This window comes from Nocardia wallacei (assembly GCF_029868745.1).
GTDB classification, from domain to species: domain Bacteria; phylum Actinomycetota; class Actinomycetes; order Mycobacteriales; family Mycobacteriaceae; genus Nocardia; species Nocardia wallacei_B.
Window position 1 is genome coordinate 1 of sequence record NZ_JARWOP010000141.1, and the last position, 24,802, is coordinate 24,802.

Annotated in this window: 25 protein-coding genes; 8 read left to right on the plus strand and 17 right to left on the minus strand. The window is 69.2% G+C overall.

The genetic code is table 11. From position 1 onward, the window contains the following. Nucleotides 1-16: 16 nt before the first annotated feature. Nucleotides 17-379 carry a hypothetical protein gene (locus tag QH470_RS11715; RefSeq protein ID WP_280272344.1) on the minus strand — a complete coding sequence of 121 codons (363 nt, stop codon included), beginning with the start codon at nucleotides 377-379 and terminating at the stop codon, nucleotides 17-19. 82 nt (nucleotides 380-461) lie between these two features. Then, nucleotides 462-1,541, minus strand: coding sequence for a beta-ketoacyl-ACP synthase III (locus QH470_RS11720; protein ID WP_280272345.1), 1,080 nt, complete (start codon nucleotides 1,539-1,541; stop codon nucleotides 462-464). A gap of 90 nt (nucleotides 1,542-1,631) precedes the next feature. On the opposite strand from QH470_RS11720, the gene QH470_RS11725 reads away from it, so the two are divergent. Continuing rightward, a complete protein-coding gene (locus QH470_RS11725; RefSeq protein ID WP_280272346.1) occupies nucleotides 1,632-2,249 on the plus strand; it encodes a TetR/AcrR family transcriptional regulator in 618 nt (205 codons plus the stop codon). A gap of 8 nt (nucleotides 2,250-2,257) precedes the next feature. Here QH470_RS11725 and QH470_RS11730 read toward each other — a convergent pair whose 3' ends face one another. Continuing rightward, nucleotides 2,258-2,539, minus strand: coding sequence for a hypothetical protein (locus QH470_RS11730; RefSeq protein ID WP_280272347.1), 282 nt, complete (start codon nucleotides 2,537-2,539; stop codon nucleotides 2,258-2,260). Nucleotides 2,540-2,690: 151 nt separating this feature from the next. Between QH470_RS11730 and QH470_RS11735 the strand changes: the two genes are divergently transcribed. Next, nucleotides 2,691-3,512: a hypothetical protein gene (locus QH470_RS11735; RefSeq protein WP_280272348.1), complete on the plus strand. Its 822-nt coding sequence runs from the start codon at nucleotides 2,691-2,693 to the stop codon at nucleotides 3,510-3,512. Here QH470_RS11735 and QH470_RS11740 read toward each other — a convergent pair whose 3' ends face one another. The 10 genes from QH470_RS11740 to QH470_RS11785 all read right to left on the minus strand — a co-directional run bounded on the left by QH470_RS11740 (nucleotide 3,513) and on the right by QH470_RS11785 (nucleotide 15,181). Next, nucleotides 3,513-4,502: an SCO2521 family protein gene (locus QH470_RS11740; protein ID WP_280272349.1), complete on the minus strand. Its 990-nt coding sequence runs from the start codon at nucleotides 4,500-4,502 to the stop codon at nucleotides 3,513-3,515. Continuing rightward, nucleotides 4,499-5,518 (minus strand): SCO2522 family protein, encoded by a 1,020-nt coding sequence (locus QH470_RS11745; protein WP_280272350.1) that lies wholly within the window; start codon nucleotides 5,516-5,518, stop codon nucleotides 4,499-4,501. Before QH470_RS11745 ends, QH470_RS11740 begins: the two co-directional genes overlap by 4 nt. Nucleotides 5,519-5,520: 2 nt before the next feature. After that, the gene (locus QH470_RS11750) at nucleotides 5,521-6,435 is read right to left on the minus strand and encodes an SCO2523 family variant P-loop protein (RefSeq protein ID WP_280272351.1); all 915 of its coding nucleotides are present in this window, start codon (nucleotides 6,433-6,435) and stop codon (nucleotides 5,521-5,523) included. A gap of 4 nt (nucleotides 6,436-6,439) precedes the next feature. Further along, on the minus strand, nucleotides 6,440-8,353 hold the full coding sequence (locus tag QH470_RS11755; RefSeq protein WP_280272352.1) for an SCO2524 family protein: 1,914 nt from the start codon (nucleotides 8,351-8,353) through the stop codon (nucleotides 6,440-6,442). Nucleotides 8,354-8,560: 207 nt separating this feature from the next. Next, nucleotides 8,561-9,448 (minus strand): NAD(P)-dependent oxidoreductase, encoded by an 888-nt coding sequence (locus tag QH470_RS11760; RefSeq protein WP_280272353.1) that lies wholly within the window; start codon nucleotides 9,446-9,448, stop codon nucleotides 8,561-8,563. 304 nt (nucleotides 9,449-9,752) lie between these two features. Beyond that, the gene (locus QH470_RS11765) at nucleotides 9,753-10,634 is read right to left on the minus strand and encodes a TIGR03854 family LLM class F420-dependent oxidoreductase (protein ID WP_280272354.1); all 882 of its coding nucleotides are present in this window, start codon (nucleotides 10,632-10,634) and stop codon (nucleotides 9,753-9,755) included. 279 nt (nucleotides 10,635-10,913) lie between these two features. Continuing rightward, a complete protein-coding gene (locus QH470_RS11770; RefSeq protein ID WP_280272355.1) occupies nucleotides 10,914-11,267 on the minus strand; it encodes a hypothetical protein in 354 nt (117 codons plus the stop codon). A 145-nt stretch (nucleotides 11,268-11,412) separates the two neighbouring features. Beyond that, nucleotides 11,413-13,365, minus strand: a complete 1,953-nt coding sequence (locus tag QH470_RS11775) for a vWA domain-containing protein (protein ID WP_280272356.1) — start codon at nucleotides 13,363-13,365, stop codon at nucleotides 11,413-11,415. 22 nt (nucleotides 13,366-13,387) lie between these two features. Beyond that, the gene (locus QH470_RS11780) at nucleotides 13,388-14,782 is read right to left on the minus strand and encodes an ATP-binding protein (RefSeq protein ID WP_280272357.1); all 1,395 of its coding nucleotides are present in this window, start codon (nucleotides 14,780-14,782) and stop codon (nucleotides 13,388-13,390) included. Between the two features lie 60 nt (nucleotides 14,783-14,842). Further along, on the minus strand, nucleotides 14,843-15,181 hold the full coding sequence (locus QH470_RS11785) for an MmcQ/YjbR family DNA-binding protein (protein WP_280272358.1): 339 nt from the start codon (nucleotides 15,179-15,181) through the stop codon (nucleotides 14,843-14,845). Nucleotides 15,182-15,420: 239 nt separating this feature from the next. On the opposite strand from QH470_RS11785, the gene QH470_RS11790 reads away from it, so the two are divergent. Beyond that, a complete protein-coding gene (locus QH470_RS11790; protein ID WP_280272359.1) occupies nucleotides 15,421-16,146 on the plus strand; it encodes a DUF6008 family protein in 726 nt (241 codons plus the stop codon). Here QH470_RS11790 and QH470_RS11795 read toward each other — a convergent pair. Beyond that, a complete protein-coding gene (locus QH470_RS11795; protein ID WP_280272360.1) occupies nucleotides 16,143-16,781 on the minus strand; it encodes a TetR/AcrR family transcriptional regulator in 639 nt (212 codons plus the stop codon). The genes QH470_RS11790 and QH470_RS11795 overlap by 4 nt on opposite strands. 144 nt (nucleotides 16,782-16,925) lie before the next feature. Between QH470_RS11795 and QH470_RS11800 the strand changes: the two genes are divergently transcribed. The 4 genes from QH470_RS11800 to QH470_RS11815 all read left to right on the plus strand — a co-directional run bounded on the left by QH470_RS11800 (nucleotide 16,926) and on the right by QH470_RS11815 (nucleotide 19,650). Further along, entirely contained in the window at nucleotides 16,926-17,972 is a 1,047-nt protein-coding gene (locus tag QH470_RS11800) for an FAD-dependent oxidoreductase (RefSeq protein ID WP_280272361.1), read from the plus strand. Between the two features lie 29 nt (nucleotides 17,973-18,001). Next, entirely contained in the window at nucleotides 18,002-18,127 is a 126-nt protein-coding gene (locus QH470_RS11805; protein ID WP_280272362.1) for a hypothetical protein, read from the plus strand. A 439-nt stretch (nucleotides 18,128-18,566) separates the two neighbouring features. Continuing rightward, complete coding sequence (locus tag QH470_RS11810; protein WP_280272363.1) at nucleotides 18,567-19,448, plus strand: helix-turn-helix domain-containing protein; 882 nt, start codon at nucleotides 18,567-18,569, stop codon at nucleotides 19,446-19,448. Then, nucleotides 19,438-19,650, plus strand: coding sequence for a DUF397 domain-containing protein (locus QH470_RS11815; protein ID WP_280272364.1), 213 nt, complete (start codon nucleotides 19,438-19,440; stop codon nucleotides 19,648-19,650). The genes QH470_RS11810 and QH470_RS11815 overlap by 11 nt, the downstream gene beginning before the upstream one ends. Nucleotides 19,651-19,812: 162 nt before the next feature. Here the strand turns inward: QH470_RS11815 and QH470_RS11820 are convergent, their stop codons facing one another. From QH470_RS11820 to QH470_RS11830, 3 genes are all read right to left on the minus strand, one after another. Next, the gene (locus tag QH470_RS11820; protein ID WP_280272365.1) at nucleotides 19,813-21,087 is read right to left on the minus strand and encodes a cytochrome P450 family protein; all 1,275 of its coding nucleotides are present in this window, start codon (nucleotides 21,085-21,087) and stop codon (nucleotides 19,813-19,815) included. Between the two features lie 45 nt (nucleotides 21,088-21,132). Next, nucleotides 21,133-22,305 (minus strand): aminoglycoside phosphotransferase family protein, encoded by a 1,173-nt coding sequence (locus QH470_RS11825; RefSeq protein ID WP_280272366.1) that lies wholly within the window; start codon nucleotides 22,303-22,305, stop codon nucleotides 21,133-21,135. Between the two features lie 101 nt (nucleotides 22,306-22,406). Further along, nucleotides 22,407-23,174: an SDR family oxidoreductase gene (locus QH470_RS11830; protein WP_280272367.1), complete on the minus strand. Its 768-nt coding sequence runs from the start codon at nucleotides 23,172-23,174 to the stop codon at nucleotides 22,407-22,409. A 275-nt stretch (nucleotides 23,175-23,449) separates the two neighbouring features. On the opposite strand from QH470_RS11830, the gene QH470_RS11835 reads away from it, so the two are divergent. Then, complete coding sequence (locus QH470_RS11835) at nucleotides 23,450-24,736, plus strand: FAD-binding oxidoreductase (RefSeq protein WP_280272368.1); 1,287 nt, start codon at nucleotides 23,450-23,452, stop codon at nucleotides 24,734-24,736. The last annotated feature ends 66 nt before the right edge of the window (nucleotides 24,737-24,802 follow it).

The following is a 24,802-nucleotide window of genomic DNA, read 5'->3' on the forward strand; positions in this document are numbered from 1 at the left end:
GCGCGATGCTCGCCGATCACTGGAACGACGAGAACCTGATGTCGATGATCGCGCCGGTCAGCGTGATCGGCACGCCGGGGGCCTCGTTCGGGTGCAGCCGGGCCAGCACCGGGCCACCGCACTCGCCGCCGTTCTCGGCGCGGGTGTAGATGGTGGCGTAGTACGGGGTGGTGTTGCGCCAGTACATCGTGCGCGGGGCCTCGGCGGTGATGACACCCGGGTAGCAGGTGTTCTCGGCCGGGTCGTCGACGTGGGCGGTCGCCGCCAGGTTCTCCATCACCACGAACTGGCTGACCGGTTCCTGCGCCCAGGACTGGCCGAAGGCGAAGAGCGAGGCCGCAACTGCTGCCGTTGCCGCAGCGACGGTGCGTTTCATCATCAGGCTGGTTCCTCTCGAGAAGCGGGCTTTCCGCCTCGTACCCTTATCACGGAAAACCGTTCCGTGGCATGGTGCCACGAAGTTACTCCGCGGTGAAGATGCGGGCCTGGGACCGGTCGTCGGTGGCGAGTACGGCCGGCAGATGCACCACCTGGCCCGCGTAGGCCAGGCCCGCGCCGAAGCCGAGCAGCAGCGCCGTGTCGCCGGGCCGGGCGGCGCCGGAGCGCAGCAGCTGTTCCATGGCCATGGGGATGGACGCCGCGCTGGTGTTGCCGGTCTCGATGATGTCGCGGGCCACCGCGACGGAGTCGGGCACACGCAGCGCGCGGACCAGCGCGTCGGTGATCCGGATATTGGCCTGGTGCGGCACGAAGGCGTCCAGGTCGTCCACCGTGACACCGGCGGCGTCCAGCGCGTCGCGGCACGCCTTCTCCAGAAAGGTGACCGCCCAGCGGAATACGGCCGACCCGTTCATCCGGATGTAGGGCCGCACCGAGGTGCCGCCGACGGCCTCCGCGGCGGCGACCTCCGCGAAGTACTCCTGAAAGTCCTTGTCCTGCTTGATGGCCGCGGTCTGACTGCCGTCCGAACCCCACGCCGCCGGGCCGATGCCCTCCGCCTCGGCCGGTCCGACGACGACCGCACCCGCGCCGTCGGCGAAGATGAACGCGCAGCTGCGGTCGGCCGGGTCCAGCAGATCCGACAGCCGCTCCACGCCGATCACCAGCACATACCGGGCCTGTCCCGCCCGGACCAGGCTCGCGGCGTCGGCCAGGGCGTAGCAGAAGCCCGCGCACCCGGCCGAGACGTCGAAGGCGGGGGTGTCGTGCAGGCCGAGTTCGGTCGCCACCACCGCACCCGCCGACGGCCCGAGCACCATCTGCGAGGAGGTCGCCAGCACCACCGCGTCGACCTTCTCCGGCGCCAGTCCCGCCGCGGCGAGCGCGTCGCGGGCGGCGGCGGTGCTCATCGAGACGATGGTCTCGTCGGGCTCGGCCCAGCGCCGCTCGGCGATGCCGGACCGGGTCCGGATCCACTCGTCGGAGGAGTCGATGCGATCGACGATCTCGGCGTTGGGGACGACCCGGCGCGGGCGATAGGCACCGAGGCCGAGCATGGCGGCGTGGGTGACCGGGGCGGCGGTGGCGATGTGGGCGGGCATGGGGCATCCTCTCCGGGTGAACCAATCGGTCCACACGGGATTACGTCTAGCATGGACCGAACGGTTCACACAAGTGCTGAAGGAGATCCGTTGACGAGCGGACCGCGCGGCCGGCTGATCGCGAGCACCATCGCCACGGTGCAGGAACACGGCGTGCACGCGGCCGGGCTCAGCGAACTGCTGAAACGCAGCAACGCCTCACGTAATTCGCTCTATCAGCATTTTCCGGCCGGCAAGGGCGAACTCGTGGAGACCGCGGCCCGGATCGTGTCGCGCGTGGTGTACTCGCACGTCAGCGTCGCCGCCGAGGCGCTGGCGCAGGCCCCGTCGGTGCCGCGGTGGCTGGACGAGTTGTTCGCGTTCTGGCGCGATCCGCTCGAGTCCAGCGAATACCGCGAGGGCTCGTTCATGATGGCCGCCGCCCTGGACGAACTCGATCCCGCGGTGCAGGCCGCCGCCGGGCAGGCTTTCACCGACTGGACCGCCCGCCTGGCCGCCGGGCTGGTAGCCGCCGGCGCCGCGCCGCAGGCCGCCGACGCCCTGGCCGGCGTGCTGCTCTCGGTCATCGAGGGCGCCATTCTGCAGAGCCGCGCCCTCAAGAGCGCACGCCCCTTCGACGACGCCCGCACCCAACTCACTTTGCTCCTCGAACACCAGCTGCCACAGCGAGCCCACGCAGCCCTCGATGACGCTGCGGTACTCGATTGAGAGCGGACTCAGGCGCCCTGTAGCCGGATCTCGGTGTTCAGGGTTTCGGCCGCCACGGTGAGTTCGGCGTCGGCGGGATTGTCGCCGATCTGCCCGGCCAGTTCGCCGCGAGTGATCAGGGAGAGGCCGTCCGCTTCGTCCGCGGCGCCCGGCACGAGCTGAATTCGCCCCTCCAGCAGGACTAGTCGGGTGCCCGGACTGCCGCTCTGCAGCAACTGCCGCAGGTCGCTCTCGGTGACCTGCGACGGCGAGCCCGCGGACCGTGGTTGCGTGTGATCGTCGGGGGTCATACGGCCCGGGTGCCCGTCCGCGGGAGCAACAAACACCGGCCCGCGGAGCGACGTTGCTATCGTGGAAGCGCGCCCGGGGTCGGCGCCGATTCTTGTAGGGGGCCTGCGGACTGTGGACGAGCGACAGCAGGACTCGCCTTTCGTCCGCTCGATGTCGACGCGGGTCGAGCGCCGCGCCACCTCCTACGCCGCCGCCGTGGACCAGTTCCTCGCCGGCGCACACACCGAACAACCGCGCCTCGACGAACCGCAACTGCTGGATTCCTTTACCGCACATGTCGAATCGGTCGTCGCCCGCTACGACCCGCCTGGAATCCGGCGCAACAGCGACAGTCTCGTGTTCCGGCGCATCTACGCGGCCGCACGGCAGCCGCGCACCGCCCGGCCGCGCGGCGGCGATCGGATCGTCTCCCCCGAACTGCTCAGCGCCCTGCTCGCCGCCGAAGTCGAGTACCGGGGCCCGCTGCGGTTGAGCCGGGCGCAGACCAGGAACCTCGCCGAGATCTACGAGCGCCTCGGCGACACCCTGACCACGGTGCTACCTGCCCACGCCGCCTTGGCATTCCGGCGCGCGGCGAGCCTGTACCGGCAGGACGAGGATGTCGACGGCGAGGACCGGTGCAACCTGGAATTGGCCCGAGCCCGCCGCCGCGCGCAGCCGGTCCGCTGGCGCCGGGCCGCGAGCATGTTCCCGGATCTGTTGTGCGGCTACGGATATCGGCCGTTCCGCATGCTGATCTGGATGGCGTTGCAGCTGCTGTTTTTCACCGCCGTCGTGCGGCTGCTGTCGACGCAGTCGACGATGACCATCGTCTACGAATGCCTGACCAACTACCTCAACCCGCTCGGCCCCGACGACACGGCCGGACTCGCGGGCGCGAAGCGGCTGGTGTTCGTCCTCGAGGCGTACACCGGACTGCTGACGACCTCGGTCTTCTTCGCCCTGCTGGTGCGGCGCTGGTTCCGGCTGTGATCACCAGTCGTTGCTGCTGATCTTGGAGTTGCGCAGCGCGTTGAGCGTCGCCGTCATCATCCGGTCGCGCAGCTGTTCGGCACGCGCCGTCCACTGCCGGGTGAACCCCGGGGCCGCCTCCAACTCCGCCCAGAGCCGGCGCAGCGCGGGCGGCGTGTGCGCGCCCGGCATCCACAGCGGCACCAGCTGTTCCAGCATCGGCGCGAGCAATATCGAAGCGTCGCTGGAGGATTCGAAGCGGTCGGCGTCGCGCAACAGCTGGGTGATGGTGGTGAGCAGCCAGTCGTGGACGGCGAGATCCTCGCAAAACCGCTGGGCCGCATCGACATCGCGCGCCGCGACGGTGACGCGCACCGAGCGCGACGTGTCGTTGTCCAGCCGGAACGAGAAGCTGGGCGGCTGCTCGGGCGCGGCCGCGATCTCGACGGCCCAGCGCAGTCGCGTGGTCGCGGCCCGGATCGGGACCTGCTGGTCGAGCCGGGTGTCCATCCGGATCAGCGTCGCGAGCCGGCCGCTGATCGCCGCCAGGTCGAGCCGGTCGGGCCCGTTGCTGCGCAGATAGCCGTCGGCGAGCCGGCGTCCGGAGTCGGCGCCCAGCTCCGTCACCGCCTCGACCGTGCCCGCGCGCGCGAGGTAGTGCACCCACGACTGGCGTTGGTTCACGCTCGCCTGGGTCACCGCGGTCTGGGTGGAACTCTGCATCACCCGCCCGCCGATCACGATCACGCGCGACAGCACGGTGCCGATGCCGTGCACGGCCCGGCCCGACGCGGTGGCCAGCGTGCAGTCCACGCCCTCGACTCGCGGCGACGAAATCGCCAGGGGCACCGGACGTTCCAGCGACGTCACGCCACTGCCGGGTTTCACCGCATCCAGCACCTCTACCACGGCCGACGTGTCGAGCACGGTCCGCGACGGTAGCAGGCAGGTGTGGATGTCGCCGAGTAGGGCGACGGGCGTCTCGGCCGACCCCGCGCCGGAGGGAGTCATGCGAGGCACCCGTCCAGCAGGACATGGGAGAGTCGCTTGCTGGTCTCGCGCGGCACCTCGACCGGAACCCGTTCCCGCCCACCGCGGGCCGAGATCAGTTCCCAGACCTGCTCGTCGAGCTCGAGGTGGTCGAGGATGACGTGCACGGCGTGCTCGATGCCCAGGTAATCCTGCGGGAGGATGGACAGCGAACGGTACGCGGCGAACGGTTTCGCGTCCGGGTTCAGCTGGATCACCGCCGGCATCTCCCACCAGTGGTCCTCCCACCCCTCCTTCCTGCTGCGGAGCTGGGGATGGAACGGCGCCGCGCCCTCGAATCGCACCATGCCCAGCCGCAACAGCTGCCAGATGGATGCCAGGAACGGGCACGACCAGCGGGTGTGCTTGTCGTCGACACCTTCCATCGGGCTGTCCCACATCTCGGTATCGAGAAATATCGAATGCACGCGGCGGCCGTACGCCAGAGGCGGCCGGTAGTCCTGCGCGCGCATCGCCTGCGCGGGATCGTGGTCGGAGGAACGGCGGCCGTTGCACAACCAGCCGGACTCCACGTCCGGCGGCCGCCGGCCAGTGGTGTTGTCCGACGGCTCGGCCACGACCCGCGCGGCCATGGTCTCCGCCAGCTTCACCATCGGCCCGGTGGGAACGCCGTCGACATACACCGGATATTCCCAGCACCCGGCCTCGCGCGCGAGATAGTCGATCCGCAGCCCGCAGTCGTCGGCCGCGTTCAGGAGTTTGTTCAGGATTTCGGTCGGGTTCGTGTCCGGGGCGAAGTAGTCGTCGATCAGGAAACAGGTGCTGACCCGCGCGGCGGATCCGAATCGCTTGCGCGCCGAGGCGGTGTAGAACTCGACCTGATCGACCACCTCGCGAAATTGCGCGCGAATGTTCTGCTGCCCGTTGATCAGCTCGTTCATATAGAAATGGCCGGTCTCGATGGACAGATGCGACAACGGCACCTCGGCGACCCGGATCTCCGCGGTCGCCTCGCTGTATACGGGTGACTCCGGCATTGTCAGACCCCTTCCCAGACCGCGTCGTCGGTCAGGCCACCGGCCAGCTCTTGGAAAGCGAGCACCGTCTTCTCGTTCGCGATCTTCGCCGAGACGTCCGCATCGAGGACGACCTGCTCGCGCCACTGCAACATCGGCTCCATCGGCGTGGAACCGAGCACCACACTCCACCCCAGCTGATTGGCCGTCGCCAATTTCCGCAACGCGTCGTCTTGCGCGCGCAGCCACGCCGCCTGCGGCCCGCTGTCGGCCGACGCGTGATCGTTGGCCGAGGGCACCGCGGTACGCACATAACGGATCGCGGCCGCCAGCCGCCTCTGATCGTGGCCGCACTCGGCGCCCGTGGCCAGTAGGCCGTGCTGGCCGTGCACCAGGCCGTTCGTCGCCAGAATGTGCTGGCGGGTCCAGCGATGGAACACCAGCCAGCGCGTCACCGCACCGCGCAGTTGCTTCTTCCCGGTGGCGCGCAGGGCGATTTCCAGCGCCACCGAGCGCCCGGCGCTGAGATCCACGATCGTCACGTCGAATTCCTGCTCGCAGGCCACCAGCAATTCGACACAGCGCTTCACGGTCCGGTCGTCGGCGGTCAGGAATTCCGCGCCGCCACGATCGCCGGGATAGAGCATCAGCTTGTAGGGATGACGCGGCTCGCGCAACTCCGCACGGCCCGTTTCCGAGCGGACATTGCGCGGGGTGAGAATGGTGCTGGAACCGAGCAGATAACCGTGCAGCCCGTCGTTGTCGGGGGTGCCCCGCTCCATGCGATTGACCTCGAACAAGGCGCCGGACGTCGGCGATCCGAAATCGAAGTCGAGGTAGGCCACGTTGCGGCCCTTGATGCTCAGCCGATACGCCACGTTGCAGCTGGTCACCGAGCGTCCGGTGCCACCCTTGTCCGAGGTCGAGAAAACGAGCACGGCGCTACACGCTCCTCTTCGCGTCCTGGTCGGCGAACACCAGTCCGTCCAGCTCGCGCAGCGCCTCGGCGCACAGACTGTGCGCCGTGCCGGGCCGCTCGTCGATCACGGCCCGCGCGCGTTCCAATTGCTGATGCACGGTTTCCAAGGCGAGGCGATTCTTCGTCATGTCCTGTTCGCTGAGCTGGAGCAATTTCTGATTCAGCAGATGCTCGGCCTCGTTGAGCAATTCCAGCGCGCGCACCGCGGAGGTGATGGACCGCAGCGGCGGCTCCCGGAAGGTGAGGTCGGCGGCGACGAGGCATTCGATTACGCGCTCGGTGAGATACCACGACGGTTTCGGCCCTGTGCCGTTCGGCTCCGGGGACGGCGGCTCGTTCGACAGGTCCGGGGCCGCGCCGGGTGCCCACTTGATCTTGAACACCTCGTCGGCGTTGTCCCACAGGCCCTCGGCAGACCCCTTCTTGAAGGCGCGGCGCTCCAAGTGGTCCATCGTCGACTGCGCGAGTTCCAGCAGGCGGTCGCGGGTCGTGAGAGTTCCGGAAAGCCTGGCCGCCTGCAGGGTTCGCTTGAGCAGGACCGGCGCGTAGTCCGACACCGTCCACTCCAGCAGCGGGCCCTCGTCGAGCGTCTCGGTGCCCAGCAGCGACAACCGGACACCCGGCACGTGCAGGTCGCGGGCCCGGTCGTCCTCGGTCAGCCGGCGGATGATCCGGCCGCGGCGCGCCAGCTCGTCGAAAATCGGTGTGGCCCTGGTGAGATCGTCGTCGCTGGCTTCCCGGTTGATCAGGTCCTGGATCAGCACCGCGGACACCGACAGACTGAAGTAGTCCGACTCCTCGCCGTCGGACGTGCGCCACGGGATGTCCTCGAGCGGCCAGCGGCCCTCGCCGTAGCGCGCCATGGCCGACCAGTACCGCTGCGCCAGATCCCACCGCAGTTGCAGCGCCTCGGCGAGCCGCCGCTGCTGCCCGTCGAGCAGGTCCAGTTCGCGGGTCCGCGGTGAGGTCAGGTCGTTGATGCCGTCCAGCGCGACCACCGTGAAGTACAGGTAGGGCCGATCGATCGCGTAGCCGGGCTGGGCGCCGATCGCCGCCGCCACGAACTCGATGGGCGCCGCCTGCCGGGCCACACCCCAGCTCCAGCCGCATTCGAACAGCAGCGTCTCGTCTTCGAGGTCGATGTCCGGGGTCTGGCTCAGGGTGACGTCCCGGCGCAGCCGCACGCGCAGCCGATCGAGCCGCCGGTTCACCGTCGTGACCACCGCCTCGTCGGAGGCGCCGGTCTGGTTGAACATGGTCAGCATGACCTGGCCCGCTTCGGATTTCGGGTCCACGGTGTTGACCACGAAACTGCGCACCAGACCGGTCATCGCGGCCGTCAGCCGCGCGGTGACCTGCTGCTCGAGCGCGTCGATCCGGGCGTCGAGCGACGTGGCCGGGGTGGGACGCGTCTTCACCCATCGCCGGAACGCGCGCAGGAACTTCAACGTCGCCAGGCACAAGGTCAGCGACATCGAGTAGGAGTCGACCACGTCCAGGCCGCGCTGCCGCTCGGTCGGCGGGCGCGTTTCCTCGCTCGACCGCAGGTAGGTTCCCGCCGAGAAGATCGGCTCACCGTCGGGCGCGGTGTAGCGGGCCCAATAGTCCTCCAGCACCTCGACGAGCTTCAGCCCGATCTTCGGGCCCCGGCCCAGCGGCGCCATCACCACCTCGACGTCGTCGGACAGCTCGTCGGGATTGTCCAGGGCGAAGCTGGCGATCTCGGTGGCGGGGTACAGCAGGCACAGCAATTGCTCGGCGTCGCTGATGGAGTTGGAACCGTCGCGCCCGCCCCAGACCCATGTGCCGTCGGCGTAACAGGTACGCAGCAATGACCGCCAGACTGCCAGAATCTGCCGCCGTGGCTGAATTCTCATCGACCGCCGTCCCCTTCACCGCTCGTGGTAAGCGTGTCGCGCAGGCGGGCGTGCGTCGGTCCCGCAGCGGCGATGCGAGGCGAAATTAGCATGTGTCGCGACCTTTCGCTGACATTGGCGCCGCTGCGGCCGACGTCGTCCGCCTTGCGCGGTAGGACTCTATTGTCCGTTACGACAGGCAAATCCGGAATTCGGCGGACCCCTGTCTCACCGACCGGTGCGCGGCCCGGCCAGCCCCTCGTACATACGCTCGGTGGCCTCGGCGCCGTACCCGTCGGCGATCTGGCGATCGACCAGCGCCTGCACCGGCCGCAGGACGTCCAGCGACACCCCGGCATCGCGGCCGGATCGCACGATCGCGTCCAGTGCCTTCTTGGTGAACCGCAGGTCCTGCAGGGGCCGGCTGTAGTCGCCGCTGTCGATCACGCGGCCCTGGGACGGCAGCGTCGATGACACCGCCGAGAACCAGGCCGCGGCGCGGGCGCCGAAATCCTCCGCGGAGCCGCCCGCCGAACGAACCATCGCCGCGCCGTGCTGGAAACCGGCGAACATGATGTACATGCCCGCCAGCAACGCGAAGTCGTAGAGCGAGGCGATGCCCGCGTCGTCGCCGAAATACTCTGCGGCGCCGAGCAGTTCGAGCGTCGGACGGTGGGTGTCGAATATCGGGCGCGAGCCGCTGTAGAGAATCGAGGACCCGGGCCGGCCGATCATGTCCGGAACGGCCATGATGCCGCCGTCGAGATAGTCGATGCCGTGCCCCGCCGCCCAGCGCGCCAGCTCCCGCGCATCCTCGGGCGCGGTGCTGGTGAGGTTGACCACCGCCCGCCCGGCCAGGGCGTCGGCGACCGGATCGAGGGTCTCGTGCACCGAGGCGTGGTCGAGCAGCACCACCACGACCAGTTCCCCGGCCGTCACCGCCGCGCGCACAGAGTCGGCCCGCGCCGCTCCGGCCGCGACCAGCTCGATGTCCTTGCCCGCGCTGCGATTCCACACCGTGGTCGGGTGGCCGCCGGCGAGGAACGCCGCGGCCAGCGCACCGCCCATCGCACCGAGGCCCAGTACCGTCACGGGAGTCCGCGAGGTTGTCGTCATTTGCCGGTCAGCTCCTTCGAAAAACGAAACGATGGGTTTCGCGCGCGCTGATATTCAGGCTGTCCGACACTGTGGCTCCGGACAAGTACTTACAAATTTGTGGGGTACTCACCGGAAGGTATGTGAAGAGGTGGGGCGAAACACGGACCAAACCGTTTCGCGAGCAGGTTCGAATACTGGGTGGTGTCCGGTGGTTGCCTCGTGGCCTGCCGGGCACTGTCTCGGATACAACCGGCGCCGAGGGACAGACGCACCATGAGCCGCTTCCGTCCCTCGGCGTCGGCCTCGAAAGGCCTGGGCGGCTTCAGTTCTGCCGCGGCAGCAGTTCCGCGGTGAAACGATCGATGAACTCGCCGGTCAGCGGCTCCCCGACCGTGCCGACGACGAACTTGCTGAGACCGGCCTCGAGATAGCCGTCGATCAGCCGATGCAATTCTTTCCAGCTGCCCGCCACCAGATCCGACGGGTCCGCGCCGGGCCTGCGGCGGACGATGCCGGCCGCCAGATCGTCGGGCAGGCCATCCGGGGCCAGCACCAGACTGATACCGAAATGATCGGCCTCGATCTCGCGGCCCGCCTCGGCTGCCGCGGCCTGGATCGCCCTGCGGCCGTCCGCCGCCTCGGCGGGCGTCAGGAAGCTGCCGAGCCAGCCGTCGGCGAGACGGCCGATCCGGCGATACGCCGCGGGCGCGGAACCGCCGAGCCAGATATCGAGGGGACGCGCGGGGCGCGCCCCGAGACCGGCGTCGCCGACGGTGAAAAACTCACCCTCGAAGGCGAATTCGTCATGGTCGAGCGCGGTCCGCAGCAGCCGCAGTGATTCGTCGAAGACCGCGCCGCGCTTACCCGGCGGCACCGGAAACAGGTCGCGTTCACCGGCGCGCGCCGGTTGCAGGCCGAAGACCGGCAGCACCCGTTTGGGCGCCAGAGCGGCGAGCGAGGCCAGCTGCTTGGCCACCAGCACGGGATGGCGGCCCGGCAGAATGGCCACCGAAGTACCGACCTTCAGCCGCGTCGTGCGGGCCAGCGCGAACGCCATGCCGACGAACGGGTCGACCGACTTCGAATACACCAGCTCGGACAGCCACAGCGAGTCGACCCCGGCCGACTCGAGCCGGTCCACGAGTGCCGCGAACTCCTCCGGACCGGTGCCCGAACTCGTGCCGACGCCGAAACGGATCTTCATGCGCGTACTCCTCCGCCCGTGGGGTCGATCGTGCCAACCGTGCGCGGCGCACAATCCATTCCCGGGCGGCGGGAACCCGCGCGAGCGGGGCCTTGGCGGCCCCGCCCGCGCGGGTCGGAGTTGGGGACCGACGGTCGCCGTCGGAAGACACTCCCGTCGGGACCTTTGGTCACCGTCGAAGACACTCCCGTCGGGACCTTTGGTCACCGTCAGGAGGCACTGTCGTCGGAGCCGGCGGTCACCCGCAGAGGGAGCTGTCGTCGGGACCGATGGTCAGTGTCAGAAGGCGCTGCCGGTCGACGGGCCGCGGCCGTACCAGCCGGGGTTGTAGCCGCCGCCGTACCAGCCACCGTGGCCCCAGCCACCGTGGCCCCAGCCACGGTTGCCCCAGCCACGGTTGCCCCAGCCGCCGTGGCCCCAGCCGCGGTGACCCCAGCCCCGGCCGTGGATGTCCTGTGCGGCCGCGTCGCCGGGCGCCGCGGCGGGCTGCTGCTCGACCACGAGCGGCACCCCGGCCTCGGGGGCGGCGAAGGCGGGCGCGGCGACCACGATGGGTGCGGCGACGACCGTCAGAGCGGCGACGACCCGGAACAGACGCTGCCGGGAACGTACGGGTGTGTGAGTCCGAGACATCGGAACGTCCTAACCTGCAATAGTTTTCACGGATGGGCGACCGCCGCGGCCAGGCAGCCGCACGAGCCATCCCTTACCCTGAACAATGTACCGTTATTTAACGGCACGTTCAATAGTGGGCTACCGCGAACCCTCGCCCGGCCGGTTACCCGCGCCGCCCCCGCAGGTAGTCACTGACGACGGCCGCACCCAGCCCGTCGAGATCGGGCGCCACCACGCGCCCGCCGCTGCGCCGCGCCATCAGATCCACGAACGCCGCCAGCCGCGGATCCTCGCCGAGCATGAACACGGTGACCGACGCGCCCAGTTTGGCCAGCGCGTCCACCTGCGCCATCGTCACGCCCAACGTGCGCGGGTCCGGCGGCCAGTCGAAGTAGGCCTCGCCGTCCGGCTCCAGATGCGCGGTCGGCTCGCCGTCGGTGACGACCAGCACCACGGGCACCGCGTCCGGATGCCGGCGCAGGTGCCGACCGGCCAGCAGCAGCGCGTGGTGCAGGTTGGTGCCCTGCTCCCAGACCGGTTCCAGCGCGGTCAGCTCACCGAGGTCGACGGGGGTGGCGTAGCGCCCGAAGGTGATGAGATCCAGTGCGTCGGAACGGAATCGGGTGCCGATCAGGTGATGCAGCGCCAGCGCGGTGCGCTTCATCGGCACCCACCGGCCGTCCTGCACCATCGACCAGGAGGTGTCGACGCACAACGCCACCGCGGCCCGCGCGCGCTGCTCGGTCTCCATGATCTCGACATCCGAAACATCCAGCGCCACCGCGCGACTGCCCGTCGAGGCCGACCGCAGCACGGCATTGCGGACGGTGCGCGGCACGTCCCACGGTTCGGTGTCGCCGAACTGCCAGGCGCGCGTGGAACCGGTCGGCTCGCCCGCCGCACCCGCCAGCGCGGTGTCGCGCTCGCCGCGCCGGGAACGCAACTGCCCCACGACATCTCGCAGCGCCGTCTCGCCGAGTCGCCGCAATGCCCTGGGCGTCAAGCGAAGTGAGCCGTCGGGCGCGCGCTCGAACAGGCCCTGGCGGCGCAGTTCCCGCTCCAGCTCGGCCAGCCGGGCGGCGTCCACCCGCGCGTCGTCGCCGAGGTGGCGGGCCAGGGCGTCGAGGTCGATGTCCTCCAGCCGCGCGCCGGGATAGGACTGGCCGAGTTGTTCGGCGAGAGCGTCCAATTCGGCCAGGTCCTGCAACGCCTGCGCGCCCTCGCCGAGCCCCAGCGGGTCCTCGCCGCGGAACCGCTGCGCCGATTCCCAGTCCTCACCCGGGCGCAACGAGCGCAGATTGGCGTCCAGCGCGGCGACCTGTGCGGCGATGCGCGGATCCCCGAACGCCTGCCCGGCCAGCTCGGACAGCTCGGCGCGCTGCTCGGCCGACATCGAGTTCATCATGCGCTGGGCGGCGGCGGCGCGGGCGGCGAGCGCATCGATCAATTCGTCGGTGTCGCGCGGGTTCTCGGGGAAGAATTCACCGTGCCGCTCCATGAAGTCGGCGAACTGCCGCGCGGTGTCGTCACCGCGCGCATGCGCCGCGAGCAGGTCGTTGAGATCCGACATCATCTCCCGGATGCGCTCGACGTCCTCGGGCGTGGTGCTCTCCAGCGCCTGCTTCATGCCCTGGAAACGCGATTCGAGCAGATCGCGGCCGAGCAGGTCGCGAATCTTCGCGTAGTTCTCCCGGCCGGTCTCCGAACGCCAGGAGTACTCCGACAGTTCGCCCACCGCGGCGGCCGTGCTCGACGGCAGCGCGTCCAGCTGCGCCTCGGCGAAGCGGGCGTCGTCGGACGGGTCCGGGAACAGGGCGCGGCGCTCGGCCTCCAGGGCCTCGTCGAGCAGCTGCCGGACCTGCTGCAACGATCCGTCGAGCCGGTTCCGCCGGGAGATCTCGGACCGGCGCTGCCACAGCCGCCGGGTCAGCTCGTCGAGGCCGCTGGTGCTGCGCATGCCGCGCCGCAGCAACTCCTCCAGCGCGGAACGCGGTGAGCTGCCCTCCATTACGTCGCGGCCGATCTGGTCGAGCGCCTCGCGCAGGTCCAGCGGCGGCGCCAGCGGATCGGGGCCCTCGTGGTACGGGCCGTAGGAATAGCGATCGGGCAGTGTCATGACGCCTCATCAGCTGGAACGGTCACCGGCCGTACACCGTGGTGCCCTCGTCGGAGTCCTTGGCGATCTGCCGGGCCAGATACAGCGACTCCAGCGCGAATTCGACGGCCGCGGCGATGCGGGTCGGCGAATCCTCGGCCCCGACCCCGAGCCGGGTGGCCACCTCGTGCAGCACCGGCAGTTCGGGCAGCGCCGAGAGCACCTCTTGACCGGGCACCCGCTCGCCGGTGGTGACGAGGTGGCCGTCGCCGACCGCCTCGGCCAGCGGCCGTAGGTTCAATCCGCCCAGCCGCTCGCGCGCGGTCTCGGCGAACGAGCGCCGGAGCAGATGCGTCAGATGCTCCTGCTCGCGCCCCTCCTCACCGGACTCGAATTCCAGCTTGCCGCGCAGCACAGCGGGCACGGACTCGAGGTCGACCGGACGGGCGACGGCGGGCCGCTCCCCCGTGATGGCGGACCGGCGCAGCGCGGCGGCCGCCACCGTCTCGGCCGCGGCGACCGCAAACCGCGCGGAAACGCCGGAACGCTGATCGATGGCGGCCGATTCGCGCAGCTGCCGCACGAACCGGGCGAGCACCTCGATCAGCGGATCGCCGACCTCGGCCACCAGGTCGGCCTCCTGCCGGACCAAGTCCACCTCGGCCTCGATGCTCAGCGGGTAGTGGGTGCGGATCTCGGCGCCGAACCGGTCCTTCAGCGGGGTGATGATGCGGCCGCGGTTGGTGTAGTCCTCCGGATTCGCGGTGGCGACGAGCAGCACGTCCAGCGGCAGGCGCAGGGTGTAGCCGCGCACCTGGATGTCGCGCTCCTCCATCACGTTCAGCAGCGCCACCTGAATCCGCTCAGCCAGGTCGGGCAGCTCGTTGATGGCGACGATGCCGCGGTGGGCGCGCGGGACCAGCCCGAAGTGAATGGTCTCGGGATCGCCGAGGCTGCGGCCCTCGGCCACCTTCACCGGGTCCACGTCGCCGATCAGATCGCCGACGGAGGTATCGGGGGTGGCGAGCTTCTCGGCATAGCGCTCCGAACGATGCCGCCACGCGACGGGCAGGTCGTCACCGAGTTCGGCGGCCAGCCGGCGACCGGCCGGACTGATCGGGTCCAGCGGATGCTCGCCCAGTTCGGCGCCCGCGATCACCGGCGTCCACTCGTCGAGCAGGCCCGCGAGGGTGCGCAGCAATCGGGTCTTGCCCTGGCCGCGCTCGCCCAGCAAGACCACGTCGTGCCCGGCCAGCAGCGCACGCTCGAGCTGTGGCAGCACGGTGCGGTCGAACCCCACGATGCCCGGCCACGGATCGCCGCCGGAACCCAGCAGGGCCAGCAGATTCTCCCGAATCTCGGACTTGACGCCACGCGGCTCGTATCCGGCCGCGCGCAGCTCGCCCGCGGTGGCGGGCAAGTGTTCTCGAACAGTCACGACATCGACGCTACGACGATTTCGCCCTCCGGTCGACGTGGAGTAACTCCAGGAAACCGCTCACCCGGCCTCGTCCACCAGGTTTCGCGGTGCGGCCAGCCGCCACGAGTCGGTGACGATGGCCGCCAGTTCGTCGCGATCGTCCAGGGCCGCGAGGCGTACCCGGACCCAGGCGTTGTTCGCCTCGTGCGCGGCGATCCAAAACTTGGCGGGCTCGGCGACGACCAGTTCGTCGCGGTCGACGATCGGGCAGCGCACGGCCATCGACGTCTCGTTCTCGGGGAGGGTGAGGAACAACTTGCCCGCCACCCGGAAAATCGGCATCCCCCAGGCGAATTGCTCCGACACCTCCGGCAACGACAGAGCAAAGGCGCGGACCTCGTCCCCGGTCGTACTCATGCTCCGCATCTTTCCAGGCGGACGGCCGAGACCGCACAGCTCGTTTCCGCTGCAGGACAACGCGACTTCCAGGCTGGCACGAACAGCAAGATCACCGTGGAATTTTCGGGCGAATTGTGAGATTTTTCAAGGCCGCCGAAAACCGGCACGGGCGATCGTGCGCCGCTGTAGGTTCGAGCCGCAAACGATCGGACTCCACGATCGGCGCGGTCGTCGGGTGAGCCGGAAGGCGGTTGGAGATGCAGCACACTGCCGAGGTCAGCGGATGGGCCGTCGCCGGGGCGATCGGGATGGTCGTCTGGATGGTGGTGATGTGGGCGGGCGTCGCCGTCCTGTTCGTGGCGTTGCGTAAGCCGTTGCGGCCATGGATGTTCCAGACCGGGCTCGGGGTCGTCGGATTGGGTGTACTGGCGCAGCTCGGGCACTTCCAGGAGCACGTCGCCCAGGTCGTCTACTGGATCGGCCATTCGAACGAACCCGGCTGGATGACGCCGTGGGGCACCGCCCTGGCCAACGGCTTCGGCAAGGTGGACCATACGAAACCCGCACTGGGCATGGAGATCCTGCACCTGGTCGGCAATTTCCACTTCCTCGCCGGGCTGGCCGGTCTCGCCCTGCTCACCCAGCACGCGGTCCGGAGCCGGGCGCGGCGATGGGGACGGATGGGCGTGCTGATGCAGGGCATTCACGGGCTCGAGCACATCGCGCTCACCGTGTCGGTGCTGTTCGGCGCCAAGGCGATCGGCCTGTCCACGTGGTTCGGCCTGCTCGACGCCGGACCCGGCCTCTGGACCTACCGGGTCTGGTGGCACTTCTTCGCCAACGTCATCGGCACCACGATCTTCGCCCTGGCCCTCTATCACCTGTGGCGGGAGCGGGCGACCATCGCCACGTCCTACTACGCGACCACCGACAAGGCCGCGCCCGCGACCACGGCCGACGAGGCCGTCCCCGCCCTCACCTAGCCGGGGGTCTGCTCCAGCCCGAGCAGCCGCGCCAAGACGGCCGTCTGATCGGCGAAATGCGCGAGGAATTCCGGGGATCGGGGATCCACGCCGCACACGCCCTCGATCACCTGCGGCAGCGTGGTCGGTGCCATCGCGGCCGCCATCAGCATGATCAGCAGGCAGGCCGGGTCCACCTCCTCCGGCAGGCGGCCCGAATCCCGTAGCGCGCGTAGTTCACCGACGCTCTCGGCCAGTATCCGCGCGCGCGGGGCGTGGTCCGGGTCGCCGTCGGGCCCGGTGTACTGCAATCCGCTCCAGGCGAGCAGGCGGGCGCCGTCGGGATTGTGTACCGCCTCCATGGCGTAGCGGCGCAGCTGTTCGGGTAGCGGCGTGCCGGGCGGTGCCAACTCCCCCCGCCGCTCCTGCCACTGCTGCGAAACAGCCTGGTACAGGCCCTCTTTGCCGTCGAAGTAGTAGGAGATCAGCTGCACGTTGACCCCTGCCCGGGCGGCGATGGCGCTGATCCTCGCGCCCGCGTACCCGTGCGCGCCGAATTCCGCCACGGCCGCGTCCAGGATCAGCGCGCGCGTGCGCTCCGGATCGCGCTGCCGCTCCTGCGGCTTGGGGGACCTGCGGGGCTTCGACACGGACACAGCTCGGATCATACATCCACCTGCAATTATCAATCGTCAGCATGACCTAATCAAACAAACACTTGACAGAGTTGCCCGAGCGCTTGACGATGGAGTCGTGACGCGGCGGGCGGCAGGACTCGCCGGACGACGAAGGATCGCGAAATGCCGGATACACCAAGGGTTCTCATCGCAGGCGCGGGCGTCGGCGGGCTGACACTGGCCCAGGCGCTGCGGCGCGGCGGGCTGGAGGTCGCCGTCCACGAACAGGACCCCACCCCGCAGACCCGCAATCAGGGCTATCGGCTGCACATCGACGCCGACGGCAATGCCGCGCTGCGCGCCTGCCTGCCGCCGGAGACGTTCGACCTGGTGCGCCGTACCAGCGGCCGCAACGACGACGTGCTGGGCATGTACACCCATCGCCTGGAACAGGTGACGGTCCAGCACTTCCCCGATCTCACCGACGACGAGATCACCAATGTCGACCGCAACGTCTTCCGCCGGGGACTGCTCACCGGCCTCGACGACGCCGTCCGGTTCGGGCACGCGCTGACCGGCTACGAGATCACCGAATCCGGCCGCGTCCGAGCGCATTTCGCCGACGGCGGCACCGACGAGGGCGATCTGCTGGTCGGCGCCGACGGCGTGGGCTCGGCGGTGCGGCGGCAGTTGCTCCCGCACGCCACGGTGCGGGATCTGGGGATCCGCTGCGTCTACGGCCGGATGGTGCTGACGCCCGAGACCGAGGCGCTGTATCCCACCGCCCTCCGGCGCGGATTCAAATGGGTCTCCGACGACACCGGATTCGGGGCCGGTTTCGCGCCGGTGCGCTACCGCTCCCCCGTCGACGGCGCGCCGGACTACACGATGGTCACCCTGCTCGCGCGCCCGGAACGGTTCGGCGTGCCGGACGCGGAGCTGTTCACGTTGCCTCCCGAAGAACTGTGGAAACTCACGGTCACCGCCACTGCCGGGTGGCATCCGGAACTGCGGGAGATCTTCGCCCGTGCCGAGCCCGGCACGTTCTTCACGATCGCGCTGCGGGCCGGTCGGCGCGTCCCGGCATGGCCGTCCGGCCCCGTCACCCTGCTCGGCGACGCCATCCACACGATGCCCCCGACCGGCGGCGTCGGCGCGAACACCGCCCTCCAGGACGCGGCGACCTCGCCGGAGCGCTACTCGACGCCGCCCGCGGCGAGCAGTTCCTGACCGAAGCGGTCGCCGCCTACGAAAACATCATGCTCCCACGGGGTTTCGACACGATCGACGCCTCGCTCCGCATGGCCGATCAGCTCTTCGGCGTGCAGCCGGGGACAGACCGCCCGAACGCAGCGGAGCACGGCCTGCGGGCCGAGACCAGCTGAGCGGGAAGGCTTTCCAGGGACGAGATTGCGGGCCGTTCACCTAATATGGACGCTTGTTCGAATTGCGCTGTCCCGCATCCCCTCTCCAGACACGTCGCGGGTTTATCGAGACGTTCCCTACCGAAAACGTGTCGAACATGTATTCTGTTCGGGACGAATTCGGTTGTACTTCTTGTACTTTGCGCATCATTCCGGACCTTAGGTCGATGTTGTCGTTCGGGGCGAGTCGTCCCGGCACATTTCCATCCAGGGCAGGGGGAGATATGTGCCGAGGACCTAACTCGTCCGTGGTGGGAATAGGACACACCAATCAACAGTGACCGGGCAGGCGAAACGGGAAACCGTTCGGATCCGGCCGAAAGCCCAGCACGTGTGCCGAATTTCGTGCCGGAGTCTTCCCGAATCTGCAACACCGGACGATCCGAAAGGGGACGAATCTATGGGGGACAGCAGCATCACCCGCCGTGAGCTCGGTCGGCTGCTCCGCGAGGCGCGCGAGGCGATCGGACTGACACTGGACAGCGCCTCCCGGCTCCTGGATTGGGGCTCGAGCACGCTGCAGCGATACGAGAAGGGCCAGAATCAGAAGATTCGAGACCGCGACCTGGACGCGATGATCGAGATCTATCGCATCGATCCGGAACAGGGCGAGGCACTGCGCGGCCTGGCCAAGGAAGCGGCTGAGAAGTCGTGGTGGCACGAGTTCGGAGATGTCATCCCGGCGAACTTCAGCGTGTTCATGGGGTTGGAGTCGGCGGCCGACACATTGACGACGTATCAGCCGGATCTTGTTCCGGGACTGCTTCAGACGGCGAACTACGCACGCGTGCTGGCTCGGCTCGCGAATCCTGGTGACACGGACGAAGAACACGAGCGCCGCATCGAGATGAAGATGCGGCGACAACACCTGATCACTCGAAGGATCAAGCCGACACAGCTCACCGTGGTACTCGGTGAGACGGTGCTCCGTCGAGTAATCGGCGATGGGTCGATCATGGCGGCCCAGCTGAAGCATCTGGCAGACATCGGCACCCGGCCCAATGTCAGCATCCGCGTGCTGCCGTTCGCGTCCGGCATGCCGACCGGCGACTTGATCGGAACGTTCGTCATCCTCGAGTTCCCGGAGGACAGCCGAGGCGTGCCGATCGAGCCGACGATCGTCTACGCCGAGAACTACACCGGCGACATGTACTCGGAGAAGGTCGGCATCGTGCGACGGTATTGGGCAGCGTACGAACGTATTCGGCCGGTAACGTTGGACGAGGTCGGCAGCAGGGCGCTGTTGCGCAATATGGCAAGGGAGTACCAGCGTGAACGTTGATCTATCCGGAGCCCGGTGGTTCAAGAGCAGCCGTAGCGGTGGGTCCAAGGACTGCGTCGAGGTCGCCTTCCTCGATCAGGGGCTGGTCGGTGTCCGGGATTCCAAGAACCCGTCCGGCCCGGCACTCGTCTTCACCCCGGGCGAGTGGGACGCCTTCGCGGCGGGCGTGCGGGGCGGCGCGTTCCCCGCGTCCGGCGAGTAGCTCCGGCGCACACGCCCGACGCAGCGAGTACCGGGGGGGGGCGGAGCGGCCGGGCGGCTCCCGCCCCCCCCCCCCCCCGCCCCGCGCCCCCCCCCCCCCCCCCCCCCCCCCCCCTCGCGGGGGCCGCCCCCCCCCCCAACCCGCCGGAGCGTGCCCCGTGGGTCAGGCCCGGCGAGCCGAGCGGTTCAGGTTCAGCGGCGCGGACGGGGGGAAACTGACCGGCAGTGCCGTCAGCGCCCGGTGGAACGGGCCCGGCCGCCAGTCCGGCGCGCCCTCCGAGACGTCGAGCGTGATCTCGGGCAGGGCGTCGAGGAGTTGATCGATGGCGTCCTGGGCGATCAGGCAGGCCAGGGATTGCGCGGGGCAGGCGTGCGGGCCGATGCCCCAGGCCAGGTGGGAACGATTGCCCGTCAGGTCACCGGTCCGGATGGCGGGGTCGTTGTTGCAGGCGGCCATGCTGATGACGACCGGCTGGTGGGCCGGCAACCAGACGTCGTCGATGAGGATCGGCTGGCGAGGATAGGTGATCAGCAGATTCGCCAGCGGCGGGTCGTCGAACAGCACCTCGTCCAGGGCGTCGCGGGAGGACAGGCTCCCGCCCAGCACGCTGTCACCGAATCGATCGTCGGTGAGGATCACCAGCAGCGTATTGGTGATCAGGTTCAGTTCGAATTCGATGCCCGTCCCGTAGACCTGAGACACGTGATGTGAGACCTCCACATCGTCCAGCGCGGACGAATGCTGTTGCAGCACAGAGGTGATGTCGTTACCCGGCTCCGACCGCTTGAGAGTCACCAGACTCATCAACGCCTCGCCGAGTATCCGGCTCCCCTCCTCGGCGTCGACTCCCTCGAGCAGTGCGGCGGTACCCGCGGCGACCTGCTGACCGATCGCGGGCGGGCAGCCGAGCATGTAATTGACGACCTCGAAAACCAGCGGATACACGTACTGGCTGATCAGTTCGGCGCGGCCGTCCTGGCAGAAATTGTTGATCAGGGGAATCGCGATGTCCTCCACGATCCCGTGCAGGGCATAGAGATCCACCGTATCGATGCTCGCCGTGATGGCCTGCCGATACCGCACGTAATCCGTGCCGGTGCTCCGGCTGGCCATCGGCCGCCATTCCAGCAGCGGCAGGATCGGGCAGTCGGCGGGCACGGACTGCTGCCAGACGCGCGGGTCCGCGGGAAAATGCTCGGGATCGTTGAGAATTCGCACCGCGGCGCGATAACCGATCACCAGCGTGGCCGGCACGCCGGGCGCCAGCTCGACCGGCGCCAACGGGCCGTACTGCTCCCGCATCTCGCGGTACACATCGTGCGGATCGGCGGCGAACTCGGGGGAATACAGCGCCACCCGCGGGCCGTCGGAATCTATCGGTGAATTATGAATGACGGGACAGGCGTGCGTGTGTGTCCCGGACTGCGATGTACTCAACAGACAGCTCCAGACTGTTACATGAAGGCGTGCTTGTGCCGTCGATCAGACGCCGAGGGCGGTGAGTGAATCGTGATCGTCGATTGCCGTGGTAATGCGCTTCAACAAAGTCAGACAGGTCTCGGTGGATTGCATCTCGGGCTGATACGCCGCCCGGCCGATCGTGAAAGCCCATGCGGCATAGGCGAACATCGACTGCTGCCGGTAGAGCAGCCAGGCGTCGTCGAAGGATGGGGCCGCGCCGCCAGCCTGCCCCAATTCGTCCAGGTAGGCCGCCAGCAGTTCGCGGTCCCACGCGCGGCGGTCCTCGGGCTCGCACCCGGAGTTCACGGCGTAGGCGAAATCGTGTGCCCAGCCACCGCGCATCACCACCTGCCAATCGACATGACCCATCCGGCCGTCCCGAGTGACATAGGTCTGCCCGATGTGCGGGTCGCCGTGTAGCAGAGTGGGCGGAATGTCATGGGTGGCGATCTCGATCGCGCGCTCGACGCCCGCCCACAGCCGTTCGCTCTGCCCGTGCAGCGCCTCGGGCACAACCTCTTCCGCCCGTCGCAGGCCGACCTCGCAGCGCTTCTTCATATCGATCGCGGCGAGATAGGCGTCGAGCATGTACGCGGGGGTGTTCAGGACCGCGATGGACGGATCGGCCCAGAACGTGCCGTGTAGTCGGGCCAGATTGCGGACGAGGTCTTCGATCTGCTCGCGGCCGATGGGCGCGGTCGGCTCGCTGAACATGGCCCCGCGCGTCGCCCCGATGTCCTCCATCAGCGCGATCGAACGCCACGACGACGGATCGGAGATACCCCAGTAGCCGGTGGGCGCCTCCATGTCGACTCGCGGCCGGAAGTCCCGGAAGAAACGGGTCTCCCCCTCGATCATCTGCCCGCCGCCGAGCAGGATGCGCTGGCTGAACGCGGTCGTCGTCTTCGCGAAGAGTGCGGTGGGCAGACCCGCCTCGGCGCCCGCGTCGTTGTACTCGACCTGGATCGCGATCCGGGTGGACGTGCCGCGGCTGCCGTCGGCGGTATCGAACGACAGCACCTCCGCGCCCGGAACCTCGCGGCACAAGACCGCCGTCAGCCATTCCGGGGTGATCGTCTCGCCCGAAACCGGAACGTCGTCGATGGTCCGCGCCTTCGGCCGGGTGATCTTTTCACCTAGTAGGTGAGCACCGACCACGACGGATCGCCCGAGCAACCAGAGCTTGTGGTTCATGTGCTTGCCTCTATTCCGAAGTACGACAACACTGTCCGAGCCACCCGCGGCTGGATCACAGCGGCACGGGGCTCGGACATGGTAGCCCGTCGGATCGACCGTTATGCCCGCAGTCGATAGGTCCGGCCCGGGTCCCCGGCGAGATACCCAGCCCAGGTCTGGGTGCCGTCGGCGTGGTCCGGGCAGGTGTTGGCGCCGGCGCGGAAACCGCGAGCGACCTTGCCCCACAGCGGGACTCGCAGCGTGCGGCGCGGCCGGCCGCGCGCGGCGCGCCACTGTTCGGCCAATTCGGCCAGGGTCAGCACCTCGGGGCCGCCGAAATCCGGTGCCTGCCCGAGCGGTTCGCCCTCGATCAGATCCGCCACCCGCACGGCGACGTCCTCGGTGGCCACCGGCTGGAATCGGAAATCCAGCGGCAGCGGCGCCAACGGCAGGCGCTCGACCGCGCCGAGTGCGGCGGCGATCAGGTCGTGGAACTGAGTGGCCCGCAGAATCGTATGCGGCACACCACTATTCGCGATCAACTTCTCGCACGCGAGCTTGTTGCGGTAGTAGCGGAACGGAATTCGGTCGATCCCGACAATCGACACATACAGCACATGCCGGGCCCCGCCCGCCACCGCGAGCAGATTGTGCGTCTGCGCCGCGTCCCGACTGCCGAACCGCCGGAAGTCCGAGGCGGCATGCACGATCAGCTCGGCGCCCTCCGCCGCCGCCCGCAGTCCCTCCCCCGTCGCGAGATCACCGACGTGCGTCTCGGCGCCCTCACGTCGCGACAGGACCCGCACATCATGTCCCCGCACCGACAATCGCGCCACGATGTGCCTGCCGAGCGCCCCCCTACCCCCGGTAACCAGAACCGTACTCATCTACCCGCTCCCGATTCCGCCGCGGCCATGCCGCCGAGCCAACCCACGGACCCCTCCTGGTTACTCCCCTCCAGCCCACACCACAAGCACTCCCTTCCCGGTTCCCGACCTGTCGCGAGCGACGCGCCGGGATCCCCCTCCGCGACGCGGACTCGGGGCAGACGAAAGGCCGCGACTGTGGTTAGCTGTGGGGCCATGAGCGTGCGCAGCGAGCGAGTCCTGAAACACCATGCGCCCGTGCGCATGCCGGAGCCGAACAGCAGCGAGGCGACGGCATGAGCACCCCTTTGGCCGATCTGCCGGAAGAATACCTACCCCGCGACACCGCCGACGTCGTCCGCACGGTGCGTGACTCCCGGCCCCAGCCGCTGACCGTCCGCGGCGGGGAGCGCGCCGAACACGGTAGCGACTACGAGGACGAACTCGCCCCGCCGGACCGCCGCGTCGTGCTGTCGCTGCGGCGGATGAACCGCGTGCAGGCCGTCGACGCCGACGCGCGGCTGGTCCGGGTGCAGGCCGGCGCGCGCCTGTCCGATATCGACCGCACGCTCGCCGCGCACGGCCTCGGGCTCCCGGTAGTCGGCGACCACCGCGAGATCACCGCCGGCGGATTCGCCGCGGTGGGCGGCCTCAGTGCCGCCTCGCACCGCTACGGCATGTTCAGCGACAACGTCGTGGCGCTCGAATACGTCGATCCGGAGGGCAGATTCGGCACCTGCGGGCGCACCCATCACGCCGACCGCTTCCGCCGCATCCTCGGCGGCGCGGGCCGCACGGGCATCATCACCGCCCTCACCCTGGAGGCCGTCGAGGTCGACAAGGACCACACCTGGCTGGCCTCCGACCCGCACCGCTTCCTCGACTTCGACACCTTCGTCGAACACTCCGTCGCCGAGATCCGCAACCCCGGCGACGCCATGCTCCAGGTCGGCCGCTGGGTGGACACCTCGCCGCTGCGGGTCTCGCGGCCGGTCGGCACCGGGCACGTGCAGCTGGGCACCGTGCGGTTCGGGCAGTGGTCGAGCCTGCACCCCACCACCGCCACGCCGTCGCTGCGCGCCCGCCGCGAACTCGGCGCGCGGGCCCGGAAGTCGCTGGGCGCCATCGCCTCCGCCGCCCGCGGTCCAGCCGGGATGCCGGTGCGCAACGCCGCCGCCGGCGCCCTGATGTTCGCGCCGAAGGTGCTCACCCTGCGCGACGCGGAGTTCCTCGCCGACACGGTGATCACCTCCGCCGAACGCGGTCCGGCCCACCGGGTCGCCGTCTTCGCCCCGCTGTCGACCTACACCGCGGTGTTCCACCGGCTGCACGACCTGTTCACCGACTATCGCGAGCGCAGCGGCTGCTTCACCGTCATCTCCGCCATGACCTACGGTGTGCGGTCGCCGTACCTGCACGAACTGTCCGGCGAGGACCACGGTTTCATCACCTTCACCTGCCGCGTGCGGCCCACCGGTACCTACACCGGCAAGTCCGGCACCCCCGAACTGCTGCGCGAGATCGACGCCGCCATCGAGGACATCTGCCGCTCGGAGCGCGCCCGCCGCTACGACACCGAGTAACCCGCACGGCGCACACAGCACGGGCGCCCCGCCCGGGCGGGGAGACGAGCGCGCGCCGGGCTGGGG